The sequence below is a fragment of the Pseudomonas sp. NBRC 100443 genome (assembly GCF_030268185.1).
GTDB lineage: Bacteria > Pseudomonadota > Gammaproteobacteria > Pseudomonadales > Pseudomonadaceae > Pseudomonas > Pseudomonas citronellolis.
Map to the genome: position 1 here is coordinate 130830 of NZ_BSQE01000019.1, position 13285 is coordinate 144114.

Annotated in this window: 12 protein-coding genes; 6 read left to right on the plus strand and 6 right to left on the minus strand. The window is 67.7% G+C overall.

Annotation, left to right across the window (positions count from 1 at the left end):
• Window positions 1-49 precede the first annotated feature (49 nt).
• The 4 genes from QSJ95_RS23310 (at window position 50) to QSJ95_RS23325 (ending at window position 3768) form a co-directional block, all read left to right on the plus strand.
• A complete protein-coding gene (locus QSJ95_RS23310) occupies window positions 50-1090 on the plus strand; it encodes a histone deacetylase family protein (RefSeq protein ID WP_285645585.1) in 1041 nt (346 codons plus the stop codon).
• A 168-nt stretch (window positions 1091-1258) separates the two neighbouring features.
• Window positions 1259-2359, plus strand: a complete 1101-nt coding sequence (locus QSJ95_RS23315) for an extracellular solute-binding protein (protein ID WP_285645588.1) — start codon at window positions 1259-1261, stop codon at window positions 2357-2359.
• Between the two features lie 189 nt (window positions 2360-2548).
• On the plus strand, window positions 2549-3481 hold the full coding sequence (locus QSJ95_RS23320; RefSeq protein ID WP_043312810.1) for a DMT family transporter: 933 nt from the start codon (window positions 2549-2551) through the stop codon (window positions 3479-3481).
• A 155-nt stretch (window positions 3482-3636) separates the two neighbouring features.
• Window positions 3637-3768, plus strand: coding sequence for a PA1414 family protein (locus QSJ95_RS23325; RefSeq protein WP_285645591.1), 132 nt, complete (start codon window positions 3637-3639; stop codon window positions 3766-3768).
• 69 nt (window positions 3769-3837) lie between these two features.
• On the opposite strand, the gene QSJ95_RS23330 is transcribed toward QSJ95_RS23325, so the two are convergent.
• The 6 genes from QSJ95_RS23330 to speB all read right to left on the minus strand — a co-directional run bounded on the left by QSJ95_RS23330 (window position 3838) and on the right by speB (window position 10968).
• The gene (locus QSJ95_RS23330) at window positions 3838-4563 is read right to left on the minus strand and encodes an MBL fold metallo-hydrolase (RefSeq protein ID WP_285645592.1); all 726 of its coding nucleotides are present in this window, start codon (window positions 4561-4563) and stop codon (window positions 3838-3840) included.
• Window positions 4564-4860: 297 nt separating this feature from the next.
• A complete protein-coding gene (locus tag QSJ95_RS23335) occupies window positions 4861-6462 on the minus strand; it encodes a 5-guanidino-2-oxopentanoate decarboxylase (protein ID WP_285645594.1) in 1602 nt (533 codons plus the stop codon).
• Window positions 6463-6555: 93 nt separating this feature from the next.
• Window positions 6556-7935, minus strand: a complete 1380-nt coding sequence (locus QSJ95_RS23340) for a sodium:solute symporter family protein (protein WP_009623525.1) — start codon at window positions 7933-7935, stop codon at window positions 6556-6558.
• Between the two features lie 118 nt (window positions 7936-8053).
• A complete protein-coding gene (locus QSJ95_RS23345) occupies window positions 8054-9568 on the minus strand; it encodes a purine-cytosine permease family protein (RefSeq protein ID WP_285645596.1) in 1515 nt (504 codons plus the stop codon).
• A 25-nt stretch (window positions 9569-9593) separates the two neighbouring features.
• A complete protein-coding gene (locus QSJ95_RS23350; protein ID WP_009623523.1) occupies window positions 9594-9998 on the minus strand; it encodes a YybH family protein in 405 nt (134 codons plus the stop codon).
• 10 nt (window positions 9999-10008) lie between these two features.
• Window positions 10009-10968, minus strand: a complete 960-nt coding sequence (gene speB, locus QSJ95_RS23355) for an agmatinase (protein ID WP_058072822.1) — start codon at window positions 10966-10968, stop codon at window positions 10009-10011.
• Window positions 10969-11254: 286 nt separating this feature from the next.
• On the opposite strand from speB, the gene QSJ95_RS23360 reads away from it, so the two are divergent.
• Both QSJ95_RS23360 and QSJ95_RS23365 read left to right on the plus strand, forming a co-directional pair.
• Entirely contained in the window at window positions 11255-12151 is an 897-nt protein-coding gene (locus QSJ95_RS23360) for a LysR family transcriptional regulator (RefSeq protein WP_009623521.1), read from the plus strand.
• Complete coding sequence (locus tag QSJ95_RS23365; protein WP_285645598.1) at window positions 12148-12741, plus strand: tRNA-uridine aminocarboxypropyltransferase; 594 nt, start codon at window positions 12148-12150, stop codon at window positions 12739-12741. The genes QSJ95_RS23360 and QSJ95_RS23365 overlap by 4 nt, the downstream gene beginning before the upstream one ends.
• Window positions 12742-13285 lie beyond the last annotated feature (544 nt).

Below are 13285 nucleotides of genomic sequence, written 5' to 3' on the forward strand. Positions count from 1 at the left end.
ATGGGCAGAATCCCCCCACCAAGAACAACAAAGCCGAGAGGTTTTACTCATGCTGACCGTCTACAGCGACGATCACCGCCTGCATTTCGGCCAGTCCGAACTGGTCGATGGCAAGCTCCAGCCCTGCTTCGAAATGCCCAGCCGCGCCGACACCGTGCTGGCCCGGGTGAAGTCGCAGCAGCTCGGCGAGATCATCGCGCCGAAGGATTTCGGCCTGGATGCCATCCACCGCGTGCACGATCCGAAGTACGTCGCCTTCCTCAAGGGCGCCTGGGCCCGCTGGGCCGCCGAGGGCCACAGCGGCGACCTGGTCTCCACCACCTTCCCGGGCCGCCGCCTGCGCCGCGACGGCCCCATCCCCACTGCCCTGATGGGCGAGCTGGGTCACTACAGCTTCGACACCGAGGCGCCGATCACCGCCGGCACCTGGCAGGCCGTGTACAGCTCGGCCCAGGTCGCGCTGACCGCCCAGGATCACATGCGCCAGGGCGCGCGCACCGCCTTCGGCCTGTGCCGCCCGCCGGGCCATCACGCCGGCAGCGACTTCATGGGCGGCTACTGCTTCATCAACAACGCCTCCGTCGTCGCCCAGGCCTTCCTCGACCAGGGCGCCCAGCGCGTGGCCATCCTCGACGTCGACTACCACCACGGCAACGGCACTCAGGAGCTGTTCTACAACCGCGGCGACGTGCTGTTCGCCTCGATCCACGGCGACCCGCTGGTGGAGTACCCGTACTTCCTCGGCCACGCCGACGAGCGCGGCGAAGGCGCGGGCGAAGGCTTCAACCACAACTACCCGCTGGCCCACGGCACCGGCTGGGACGGCTGGTCCGCCGCTCTGGAAGACGCCTGCCGCAAGATCGCCGCCTACGCGCCGGACGCGGTGGTGGTGTCCCTGGGCGTGGACACCTACAAGGACGACCCCATTTCCCAGTTCAAGCTGGACTCCCCGGACTACCTGCGCATGGGCGAACGCATTGCCGCCCTCGGCCTGCCGACGCTGTTCATCATGGAAGGCGGCTACGCGGTCGAGGCCATCGGCGTCAACGCGGTCAACGTCCTGCAAGGTTACGAGGGCGCCGCCCGCTAAGAACCTGTCTACGATCTGCTGCGCGTCGGCATAACTGCGTTAAAAACAGGCGAGCGATGCTCATTTAGCGGCCTAAACTCCGCTCCCTCGCCTGTTTTTGCCTTGTTCTGCTCTAGCTCGCGAGATCGTAAACAGGCTCTAAGGGCGCGCCGTTTCGAGGAGCGACTCATGCGCAAGAACAACAAGATCATCCGCGGCCTGCTCGGCGCCGCGCTGCTGGCCGCCGCCGGCAGCGCCAGCGCCGAACCGGTGGTGCGCATCTACAACTGGTTCGACTACATCGGCCCGGACACCCTCAAGGGCTTCCAGAAGGACAGCGGCATCGCGCCCAAGTACGACGTCTACGACAGCAACGAGGTGCTGGAGGCCAAGCTGCTCTCCGGGCATTCGGGCTACGACCTGGTGGTGCCCAGCGACAGCTTCCTGCCCAACTACCTCAAGGCCGGCGTGTTCCAGAAGCTGGACAAGAGCAAGCTGCCGAACTGGAAGAACCTCAACCCGGCGCTGCTCAAGGTGCTGGAGAGCAAGGACCCGGGCAACCAGTACGCCATGCCGTACATGTGGGGCACCAACGGCGTCGCCTACAACGTCGACAAGGTGAAGGCCATCCTCGGCGCCGACGCGCCGGTGGATTCCTGGGACCTGATCTTCAAGCCGGAGAACCTCGCCAAGCTCAAGCAGTGCGGCGTGGCCTTCCTCGACTCGCCCACCGAGGTGATCCCCGAGGCCCTGCATTACCTGGGGCTGTCGCCGAACAGCCACGACCCCGCGGATTACGCCAAGGCCGAGGCGCTGCTGAGCAGCCTGCGCCCGTACATCACCTACTTCAGCTCCTCGAAGTTCGTCACCGACCTCGCCAACGGCGACGTCTGCGTGGCCATGGCCTGGTCCGGCGGCGCCATGCAGGCGGCCAACCGCGCCAAGGAAGCGAACAACGGCATCCACATCGAATACCGCATTCCCAAGGAGGGCACCGCGGCCTGGTTCGATGTGCTGACCATCCCCCGGGACGCGCAGAACGTCGAGCAGGCCCACGCCTTCCTCAACTACCTGCTGCGCCCGGAGGTGGTGGCGCCGATCTCCGACTACGTGGCCTACGCCAACCCCAACCAGGCGGCGGACAAGCTGATTTCCGCCGACCTGCGCGACAACCCCAACGTCTACCCGCCGGCCGAGGTGCAGGCCAGGCTGTACTCGGTGGAGATGCTGCCGCCGAAGCTGGAGCGCATCCGCACCCGCACCTGGAGCAAGGTCAAGACCGGGCAGTGAGTTGACGCCCTGGCGGCCGGCGGTGTCGGATTTGCGCTGGTGCCGTTCGTCGCTTAACTGGAATAATCGGCGGTATACCCTTGGGGTACCGCCGTTTCCTCGTCTTGGTGCCCGCTCACTGCCGAGCCTTGCCATGAAACTGCCTTGCTGCCGTTGCTCCCTTCCTTCGCCCGGACTGCGGAGGTGCATATGACGCCGCTACCCCCGCGCAAGGGCGCCGATGCCTTCGCCCTGCAGGCGATGTTGCTGCTGTGCCTGATCTGGGGCGTGCAGCAGGTGGCGGTGAAGCTCGCCGCCGGCGACATAGCGCCGATCATGCAGGCCTTCGCCCGCAACCTGCTGGCCGCCACGCTGGTGGGCCTGCTGGTGCTCTGGCGCGGCGACTGGAAGGCCGCGGGCGGCACCCTGGCCGGCGGCGCGCTGGCCGGGCTGCTGTTCGCCATGGAGTTCCTGTTCATCGCCCAGGGCCTGGTGTACACCAGCGCCTCGCACATGGCGGTGTTCATCTACACGGCGCCGATCTTCTCCGCCCTGGGCCTGCACTTCCTGCTGCCCAGCGAGCGCCTGCGGCCGCTGCAGTGGCTGGGCATCGCGGTGTGCTTCGGCGGCATCGCCCTGTGCTTCGGCGGCGGCTTCGACCTGCGGCACATGGACAGCCGCATGCTGCTGGGGGATTTCTTCGGCGTGCTCGCCGGGGCGTCCTGGGGCGCCACCACGGTGGTGGTGCGCAGCACGCGGCTGTCGGAGGCGCCGACCAGCCTGACGCTGTTCTACCAGTTGTTCGCCGCCGCGCTGCTGCTGCCCTTCATCGCCCTGGCCCTGGGCGAGTTCGGCAACGTGCGCTTCACCGCGCTGGGCGTGGGCAGCGTGCTGTTCCAGGGCGTGGTGGTGTCCTTCTTCAGCTATTTCGCCTGGTTCTGGCTGCTGCGCCGCTACCTGGCGTCGAACCTGGCGGTGTTCTCCTTCATGACGCCGCTGTTCGGCATCGCCTTCGGCGTGCTGCTGTTGCACGAGCCGCTGGCCTGGAACTTCGTCGCCGGGGCGGCGCTGGTGCTGGCGGGGATTTCCCTGGTCAGTTGCGAGGCGTGGGTGCGTCGGGCATTGCGCGGCAAGCGTGCCTGAACTTGATCCAGGTCAGCGGATCGCGGCCGGCCGACGCGTAGTCTTTGTTGCAAGGAGTGAGTGGCACGGGCGGAGAGTGGGACGCCGGGCTACTCTACTCTTAGGGCGGCCCGGAAGCGGGCCGCCCGACCCTTCCGCCGCAAAGGAGGCATCCCATGAAACTCTGGCTGCAAACCCTGGCATGGAAACTGGGTGTCACGCTCGGCCTCATCGAGCCTCCGCGCCTGCAACCCATTCCCATTCCAAGCGATGAGCAACGGCGCTACACACAGCAACGCCGACGCTGACTCCTGAAGCATCTGCTGGACACACCTTCTGCCCGCTCACGCGGGCAGATTGCGTTGAGCCCCGGTATTTCAGCCGTGGGCCGCGAACCACTCGTCGATGATCTGCCGCAGGCGTTCCCCGGAAAAGCTCGGGAAGTGCCCGCCGTGCACGGTGCGCACCGGTAGTTGGCGCAGGCGCTCCAGGCTGCGGGCGTAGTCGTCCAGGTTGGAGTGGTAGGCATCCTCGATCAGCGGGCCGTCGTAGACGATGTCGCCGGAGAACAGCGTCTGCGTCCGTGCTTCCCACAGGCTGATGCCGCCCGGTGAATGGCCGGGGGTGTGCAGCACCTCCAGCACGCGGTCGCCTAGGTCGAGCACGTCGCCTTCATCGATGGTGCGCGTGGCCGGCGCGGCCTTCACCCGGTACTCGGCGTAGCACAGCGGGCAGTCCGGGTGTGCTTCGAACATCTCGTCGCCGACGAAGGCCGTGGCCAGGGTGCTCTCGCCGTCGGGGCTGGCGAGGATGTCGGCCTCGGCCGGGTGGCACAGGCGTTCGGGGAATTCGTGGTGGCCGGCGATGTGGTCGAAGTGGGTATGGCTGGCCACCGCCAGCAGCGGCCGCTCGGTGAGCCAGGGCAACTGCTCGCGCAGGCTGACCAGGCCGGAGCCGCTGTCCACCAGCAGGTCGCGCTCGCGGCCCTGGATGTGCCACATGTTGCAGCGGTAGAAGGGCCGCACCCAGGGCTCGTGGATCAGGCTGACGCCGTCGTAGCAGTGGCGGACTTCGAACCAGCGGTCGCGGGTGACGATTTTCATGGTGGGGCCTGGTGTCTTTGTGTTTTGTGTAGGAGCGCGCCCTGCGCGCGATTTCGCGGGCAGGGCCCGCTCCTACAGGGTGGCATACCTGTGAGGGCGGTGCCGGGTGGGGGGGCTTTCCCTCTCCCTAACCCTCTCCCTGAAGGGAGAGGGGACCGTTCGGCGTGTGCTGGGGTTTCTGTGTTCGCCGGATGCCTTGGCATGAGTTGGACATGACTTTCAGCGGGCACGGACAGGCTCCCTCTCCCTTCAGGGAGAGGGCGGGGGGAGAGGGTTGCCGCGCCTCACTCCATCGCCTCAAGGCGCGAACGGCGCCGCCTCCATTACTTCCACGATCAACGGCCGATCACTCGGCGCATTGCGCAGCAACTCTTGCAGGTGCTCGTAATCCCGCGCCCGCTCCGCTTCGCAGCCGAAGCCGCGGGCGATGGCGAGGAAGTCCGGCGTGTAGATATCCACACCCAGCGGGGTGATGTCGCGGCGTTCCATGTAGCGCTTGATCTCGCCGTAGCCGTGGTTGTTCCACAGCAGCACGATGATGCCCACCCTGGCCTCCACGGCGCTGGCCAGTTCCGGCAGGGTGAACTGCAGGCCGCCGTCGCCCATCAGGCTGATCACCGGGCGGCCCGGTTCGCCGAGCTTGGCGCCGATGGCCGCCGGCAGGCCGTAGCCGAGGGTGCCGTAGCCGCTGGCGGAGTTGAACCAGCGGCGGCCGCCGTCCAGTTCCACCAGGTGGTTGCCGCTGTACACGGTCTGGGTGGAGTCGCCGACGAAGCGGGCGTCCGGCAGCGCTTCGAGGATCTTGCCGAACAGCGTGCGGTAGTGCGCCCAGCCGCTGAAGTCCTCGGCCAGCTGCGCGCGCACCTTGGCCGCGCGCTGGGCTCCGGGGCTGGCGGCGCTGGCCTCGCGGGCCGGCAGCAGTTCCAGCAGGGCGCGCATGGCGGTGCGGGCGTCGGCCTGGATGGCGATGCTCGGGACCTGGTTGCGCATCAGCTGCTGCGGGTCGATGTCGATGCGGATCAGCTCGCCGCCGATGCGGAAGTTGCCGTCGAACACCACGTCGTAGTCGGTCTCGCCCAGCTCGGTGCCGATGGCCAGGACCACGTCGGCCTCCAGTGCCAGTTCACGCACGGGCACCAGCGACTGGTTGCTGCCGACCAGCAGCGGGTGCTCCGGCGGCAGCAGGCCCTTGGCGTTGACGGTCAGCGCGGTGGGGGCGTCCAGCGCGGTGGCCAGGGCGCGGGCTTCGGCTTGCGCCGCGACGCAACCGCCGCCGAGCAGCAGCAGCGGCTTCTGCGCCTTGGCCAGCTTGGCCGCCGCTTCGTGCAGCGGCGAGCGCGCCGGGGCCGGGCGCGCCAGTTGCACGCGCGGGCGCACCTGCATGTGCCCGGCGGGGGCGGTGATGATGTCCAGCGGCAGCTCGATGTGCACCGGGCGCGGGCGCTCGCTGTCGAACACGGCGAAGGCGCGGGCCAGCACCGCCGGCAGCTCCTCGACGCTCATCAGGGTGTGGCTGAAGGCGCTGACGCCGGCGGTCATGGCGCGCTGGTCGGGCAGTTCGTGCAGGTAGCCGTTGCCGTGGGCCAGGCGCGAGCGCTCGTTGACGCTGCTGATCACCAGCATCGGGATGGAGTCGGCGTAGGCCTGGCCCATGGCGGTGAGGATGTTGGTCATGCCCGGGCCGGTGATGATGAAGCACACGCCCGGCTTGCCGGTGACGCGCGCGTAGCCGTCGGCCATGAAGCCGGCGCCTTGCTCGTGGCGCGGGGTGACGTGGCGGATGGCGCTGCCCGGCAGGCCGCGGTACAGCTCGACGGTGTGCACGCCGGGGATGCCGAAGACGGTATCCACGCCCCAGGCTTCGAGTTGCTTGACGAGGAATTCGCCGCAGGTGGTCATGGCAGTTCCTTTCTGTTCGTGGGTGAGGGGATTCTCAAACGAAGAGGGCGCGGAGATCGACTCGCCGCGCCCTTGTTCATCGCAGCGTACGCGTCAGGCGACGCTGGCGGCCGCCTGCGGGCGGCGCGACAGCAGGCTGACCACGACGAAGCTGACCAGGCCGACGGCCAGGCTGTAGTAGATCGGCGTGTTGGCGTCGAAGCCATCCTTGAGCATGAACGCCAGGGCGGTGACGAAGCCCAGGGTCATGCTGGTGATGGCGCCGGCGGTGGTGGCGCGCTTCCAGTAGATGGCGCCGATCAGCGGGATCAGCATGCCGCCCACCAGCAGGTTGTAGGCCAGGGTCAGGGCGCTGATCACGTCGTTCACCACCAGGGCGATGGCCAGCACCACGACGCCGGTGAGGGCGGTGAACAGGCGGTTGATGCCCAGGCTGGAGGTCTTGCCGCCGCGCAGTTTCGGCAGCAGGTCCTCGGTCAGGGTGGTGGAGGCGGCCAGCAGGCCGGCGCTGGCGGTGGACATCATCGCGGCCAGGGCGGCGGCGATCACCAGGCCGCGGATGCCGTCCGGCAGCGAGGCCTGGACGATGGCGGCGAAGGCGTTGTTGACGTTGTCCAGGTCGGGCAGCAGGACCTTGGCGCACATGCCGATCAGCGCGCCGACCAGGCCGTAGATCACGCAGTACACGCCGGCGGCGGTGCCGGCGTACTTGGCCACGCCCTCGCTGCGCGCGGTGAACACGCGCTGCCAGATGTCCTGGCCGATGAGGATGCCGAAGAAGTAGATCAGGAAGTAGGTGATGATGGTGTCGTAGCCGATGGTGTGGAAGCTGAAGGCGCTGGCCGGCAGCTTGGCCACCAGCTCGTCCCAGCCGCCCACGCGATACAGGCAGATCGGCAGCAGCAGGAACATCAGGCCGACGGTCTTGATGATGAACTGGACGATGTCGGTGAGGGTCAGCGACCACATGCCGCCGATGGTCGAGTAGACCACCACCACGCCGCCGCCGAGCAGGATCGAGACCCAGAACGGCAGGCCGAACAGCACCTGCATCACGGTGCCGATGGCCAGGGTGGAGACGGTGCCGATCATCAGCGCGTAGGCGAACATGATCACCGCGCTGGCCTGGCGCGCCATGGGGTTGTAGCGGCGCTCCAGGACCTGGGTGACGGTGAAGATGCGCAGCTTCAGCAGCGGCTTGGCCAGGAACAGGTTCAGCGCGATGATGCCGGCGCCCAGCGCGGCGCACAGCCAGAAGCCGGAGATGCCGTGGACGTAGCCCAGGCGCACGGTGCCGACGGTGGAGGCGCCGCCGAGCACGGTGGCGGCCATGGTGCCCATGTAGAACGACGGGCCCAGGTTGCGTCCCGCTACCAGGAAGTCCTCGTGGGTCTTCGCCCGGCGCATGCCGTACCAGCCCAGTACCAGCATGCCGGCGGCATAGATCAGAACGACGATTATATCCAAGGCCATGATCGGCTCCTCACACTCGAATTGTCATTGTTGCCGCCCGCGGCTGGCGGGCGGTAGGCCGGCGGACCGGTGGCGACCGGCCCGTCGGCGTCTCACGGGTACTACGGGTGTCGCGGGTTCAGGCCGCCGGCTCGTTGATGCCGAGCACCGGGCGGTCGTGGCTGCCGACCCAGCGCGGGCCCTGCGGGCCGTACACCCCGGCGGATTCCGGGAAGGTGCGCAGCAGCGCCAGGTAGAGCAGGGCGGCCAGGCCCAGGGTCACCGGCAGGCTGATGTCGATGCCGCCGGCCAGCTCGCCCAGCGGGCCGACGAACTGCCCCGGCAGGTTGACGAAGCACAGGCCGGCCAGCGCGCTGGGGATCCAGGCGCCCATGCCGCGCCAGTTCCAGCCGTGGTGGAACCAGTAGGCGCCGCCTTGCTGGCCACGGGTGAACACCTGCAGGTCGTCGGCGTGGTAGAAGCCGCGGCGCACGATCAGGCCGAGGATCATGATCACCATCCAGGGGCTGGTGCAGGTGATGATCAGCACGGCGAAGGTGGACACGCTCTGCACCAGGTTGGCGGCGAAGCGGCCGATGAAGATGAAGGCGATCGACAGCAGGCCGATGAACAGGGTGGCCTGCACGCGGTTGAGCAGGCGCGGGAACACGCTGGACATGTCCAGGCCGGTGCCGTACAGCGAGGTGGTGCCGGTGGACATGCCGCCGATGGTGGCGATCAGGCACACCGGCAGGAAGAACCAGCTCGGCGAGATGGCCAGCAGGCCGCCGACGTAGTTGTTCGCGGCGATGTAGTCCGGCGCTTTCACGGCGACGATGGTGGCGGTGACCAGGCCGAAGAAGAACGGGATCAGCGTGGCCAGCTGCGACAGCAGCACCGCCAGCATGATGCGTTTTTTCGAGGTTTCGCGCGGGATGTAGCGGGCCCAGTCGCCGAGGAAGGCGCCGAAGGACACCGGGTTGCTCATGGCCAGCAGGGTGGCGCCGATGAAGGCGGCCCAGAAGCCCGCGCTGCCCAGCTGCACGCTGCCGGCGTAAGCGGCGTCGAAGGGGCCGGCGAAGGCGAACACGCCCAGCAGGAACAGCAGGCTGGCGGCCCACACGGCGATCTTGTTGACCAGCAGCATGAAGCGGAAGCCGTAGATGCACACCACCAGCACCAGCACCGCGAACAGGCCGTAGGCCAGACCCAGGGTGAGGTCGGTTTCCGGCAGGCCGAACAGGCGCTTGGCGCCGCCGACCAGGGCGTCGCCCGAGCTCCACACCGACAGCGAGAAGAAGGCGATGGCGGTCAGCAGCGACAGGAAGGAGCCGACGATCCGCCCGTGCACGCCGAAGTGCGCACCGGAGGATACCGCGTTGTTGGTGCCGTTGATCGGCCCGAACAGGCCCATGGGCGCGAGGATCAGCGCGCCGACCAGCACGCCGAGGACGATGGCCCAGGCACCGGCCTGGAACGACAGCCCGAAGAGCACCGGGAAGCTGCCGAGCACGGCGGTGGCGAAGGTGTTGGCGCCGCCGAAGATCATGCGGAACAGGTCGGTGGGCGTGGCGTTGCGCTCGGCGTCGGGAATCTGCTCGACGCCGAATGTCTCGATGGTGGTGATTGCATGTTGGTTGTTCTTGTTATCCATGACTTCCTCCCGGGAAAGTCCCGCCTCATGGCGTAGGCGACAGGTGCTCGTGGACGGCCAGCCAGCGGCCTTGTTGTTGTTCACGGCGGAAGACGATGGTCTCCCGCTCGTGGTTCAGGCTCTCCGTTCCCTGGATGCGCAGCCGCGTGGCGACGTCGTGGCTGAAGATCGCCACGTCCTCGCCCTGCAGGCTGACGAAGGTGTTGCTGGACTGGCAGTCGAGGACCTCGAAGCCGTCGTCGCGCAACCAGCTCTCCCACACCTCGCGGTAGGCTGCGCGGGTGCGCAGCGGCTGCGGCCAGTTGTGGAAGATGAAGCTGGCGTCTTCGCTGAAGGCCGCGAAGTAGGCCTCAGTGTCGGTGCGCGCGAAGGCTGCCACGAGCGCGCGGGCAGCCTCCAGCACCTGTGCTACGCAGGCGTCGTTATGCATTTGGGGTCACTCAGCGGCGCTGTACGCCCGGGAGGATGCAGAGCATTTCGTACAGCAGGTTGGCGCCGAGCAACGAGGTGTTGCCGGTGGTGTCGTAGGGCGGGGAGACCTCGACCAGGTCGCAGCCGATGATGTCCAGGCCCTGGCAGCCGCGCACGATCTCCATCGCCTGGATGGTGGTCAGGCCGCCGATTTCCGGGGTGCCGGTGCCGGGCGCCCAGGCCGGGTCGATGCCATCGATGTCGAACGACAGGTACACCGGGCCGCCGCCGACCTTCTCGCGCACTTCGGCCATCAGCGGCGCCAGCGACTGGTGCCAGCACTCTTCGGCCTGGACCACGCGGAAGCCCTGCTTGCGGCTCCAGTTGAAGTCCTCGGCGGTGTAGCCCTGGGCGCGCAGGCCGATCTGCACCACCCGGTCGCAATCCAGCAGGCCTTCTTCCACGGCGCGGCGGAAGGTGGTGCCGTGGGCGATCTTCTCGCCGAACATGTGGTCGTTGACGTCGGCGTGGGCGTCGATATGCACCAGGCCGACCTTGCCGTGCTTCTTGTGGATGGCGCGCAGGATCGGCAGGGTGATGGTGTGGTCGCCGCCGAGGGTCAGCGGGACGATGCCGTGGTCGAGGATCTTGTCGTAGGCCTCCTCGATGATGCGCACGGCTTCCAGCAGGTTGAAGGTGTTGATCGCCACGTCACCGATGTCGGCGATGTTCAGCGAATCGAACGGGGCGGCGCCGGTGGCCATGTTGTACGGGCGGATCATCACCGACTCGGCGCGGATCTCGCGGGGCCCGAAACGGGTGCCGGAGCGCAGGGAGGTGCCGATGTCCAGGGGCACGCCGACGAAGGCGGCATCGAGCTCGTTGAGCTGTTCGGGGGCCTGGATATGCGGCAGGCGCATCATGGTGGCGATGCCGCCGAAGCGCGGCATTTCGTTTCCGCCCAAGGGCTGGTGGAGTTTCTTGTCCATGGGTAGGCCTCACGGGATTCGCTGTTTTCGTGGAAACAGGCTTGTTGATACTGAGGCCGGATTCTGGTCATGCCCGGTAGTGGGAAGAATCGCTGGCTACAAATAATCAGTTCAGAGTTTTCTAAACTTATTTCCACGGCTAGACTGCGCTGCCCTGTCGCAGCCCCCGCGGCGCCGGGCCCGCCGTATGTGCCTTGCAGGCCGGGCAGTGACGGACGGTCTGGCCGATTGCCAGTCCAGGGAGGGCTGAACTGGAGCCCCTTCACCCCGAATTGCGGAGCCCTTCATGAGCGCCAGCGCCCTGCCCGACGTCAAGCTTCTGCGGATTTTCGCCTGCGTGGTGCGCAACCAGGGCTTCGCCTCGGCGCAGCAGGAGCTGAACCTGTCGACCTCGGCCATCAGCACCTACATGAGCCAACTGGAGAACCAACTGGGCATCGTGCTCTGCCACCGTGGTCGCGGCGGCTTCGGCCTGACCAGCAAGGGCGAGCTGTTCCACCAGGAAACCCTGCGCATCCTCGGCGAACTGGAAGGCTTCGAGCGCTACGCGGCGACCCTGAAGGGCGAACTGCGCGGCACCCTCAACCTCGGCGTGCTCGACTCCACGGTGAGCGACCCGGCGCTGCCGCTGGCCGACGTCATCGGCTCGTTCAGCAGTCTGCACCCGGCGGTGCACCTGCACTTGCAGGTACAAAGCCCCTATGAACTGCAACTGGCGGTGCTGGACAACCGCCTGGACCTGGCCATCGGCTCCTTCTTCAGCCGCATGAACGGCCTGGTCTACCAGCCGCTGTACCGCGAGCAGCACTGGCTGTACTGCAGCGACCGCCACCCGTTGTTCGACGGCCGGCGCATCCCCGCCGAGCTGATCACCCAGCAGCGCATGGTCGGCCGCGGCTACTGGAGCCAGGCGGAACTGGCGCGCCACGGCTTCAAGCACAGCGCGGCGACGGTGGAGAGCATGGAGGCGCAGCTGATCCTCATCCTTTCCGGCGGCTACATCGGCTACCTGCCCGAGCACTACGCACATTCCTGGGTGGAGCAGGGCAGGCTGCGCGCGCTGTCGCCGGCCACCTTCGGCTACCAGGCGCCGTTCTCGCTGATCCTGCGCCGCGGCCGCTCCCGCGAGCCGCTGATCCAGAACTTCCGCGACCTGCTGCGCACGCAGCCGGGCAAGCCATGAGCCGCGCCCGCTGCGAACGCTGCCTGCGCCCGGCCGGCCATTGCCTGTGCGCGCTGATCCCGCGCCTGGACAACCGCACCCGGGTGCTCCTGCTGCAACACCCCAGCGAAACCGGCCACGCCCTGAACACCGCGCGCCTGGCGGCCCTCGGCCTGGCCAACGCCGAACTGCGGGTGGGCGAGGACTTCAGCGACCTCGACCTGTCCGCCGAGGACGCCTGGCTGCTGTTCCCCGGCGAAAACGCCATCCCCCTCGCCGAACTGGCCGCCCGCCCGGCCACCCGGCCGCGCCTGCTGGTGGTGCCCGACGGCACCTGGCGCAAGGCGCGCAAGCTGCTGCACCTCAACCCCAACCTGGCGGCCCTGCCGCGGGTGGTGCTGCCCGAAGGCCTGACCTCGCGCTACCGCCTGCGCAAGGCACCGGCCGAGGGCGCGCTGTCGACCATCGAGGCGGTGGTGCATGCGTTGAACGCGCTGGATGCACCGCAGTCCTTCGACGCGCTGCTGCGGCCGTTCGAGGCGCTGATCGACGGGCAGATCGCGGCGATGGGCGAGGAGACGTTCCAGCGCAATCACCAGCGCCCGTGCTGATTCCGTTCGTCTCGCCGGGGCTGTCGCTCTTTTGCAGGAGCGGGCAACCCCGGCTTCTCGTAGGAGCGAGCTTGCTCGCGAACAGACTCCGCTGCGGGGCTCATTCGCGAGCAAGCTCGCTCCTACGAAGAGCACCTCCGAACCCACCTGCGCGCGATTCGTGGCCATGGGCCGCGGAAATTCCAGCGTAGGATGGTGTTGAGCGAAGCGATACCCATCGCCACGACCGCATGGGTTTCGCCAAGGCTCAACCCATCCTACGAGGAGCGCCTCGGCGACGGCCCTCAGGCCAACCGCTCCGCCACCAGGAAGCTGTCGAAATGAACGCTCCTGGCCTTTCAGGTGCCGCAGTCCCAGGTGGCTTTCCAATCCGGCTGCGCCAGCGCCGGCACTGAATCCGTTCGTCTCGCCGGGGGCTGACAGCCGTGGCTGTCGCTCTTTATAGTGCGCACTTCATTTCCTTTCGCGAGGTGTTCGTCCGATGCGCAATTGATGCCGCCGTGCCCGCACGGCCCGTTTCCGTCCCAGGCTGTGTGCCCTGGGG

Coding starts and splice junctions, on each gene's coding strand:
- QSJ95_RS23310 (WP_285645585.1), top strand. CDS start 50: ATGCTGACCGTCTACAGCGACGATCACCGCCTGCATTTCGGCCAGTCC.
- QSJ95_RS23315 (WP_285645588.1), top strand. CDS start 1,259: ATGCGCAAGAACAACAAGATCATCCGCGGCCTGCTCGGCGCCGCGCTG.
- QSJ95_RS23320 (WP_043312810.1), top strand. CDS start 2,549: ATGACGCCGCTACCCCCGCGCAAGGGCGCCGATGCCTTCGCCCTGCAG.
- QSJ95_RS23325 (WP_285645591.1), top strand. CDS start 3,637: ATGAAACTCTGGCTGCAAACCCTGGCATGGAAACTGGGTGTCACGCTC.
- QSJ95_RS23330 (WP_285645592.1), bottom strand. CDS start 4,563: ATGAAAATCGTCACCCGCGACCGCTGGTTCGAAGTCCGCCACTGCTAC.
- QSJ95_RS23335 (WP_285645594.1), bottom strand. CDS start 6,462: ATGACCACCTGCGGCGAATTCCTCGTCAAGCAACTCGAAGCCTGGGGC.
- QSJ95_RS23340 (WP_009623525.1), bottom strand. CDS start 7,935: ATGGCCTTGGATATAATCGTCGTTCTGATCTATGCCGCCGGCATGCTG.
- QSJ95_RS23345 (WP_285645596.1), bottom strand. CDS start 9,568: ATGGATAACAAGAACAACCAACATGCAATCACCACCATCGAGACATTC.
- QSJ95_RS23350 (WP_009623523.1), bottom strand. CDS start 9,998: ATGCATAACGACGCCTGCGTAGCACAGGTGCTGGAGGCTGCCCGCGCG.
- speB (WP_058072822.1), bottom strand. CDS start 10,968: ATGGACAAGAAACTCCACCAGCCCTTGGGCGGAAACGAAATGCCGCGC.
- QSJ95_RS23360 (WP_009623521.1), top strand. CDS start 11,255: ATGAGCGCCAGCGCCCTGCCCGACGTCAAGCTTCTGCGGATTTTCGCC.
- QSJ95_RS23365 (WP_285645598.1), top strand. CDS start 12,148: ATGAGCCGCGCCCGCTGCGAACGCTGCCTGCGCCCGGCCGGCCATTGC.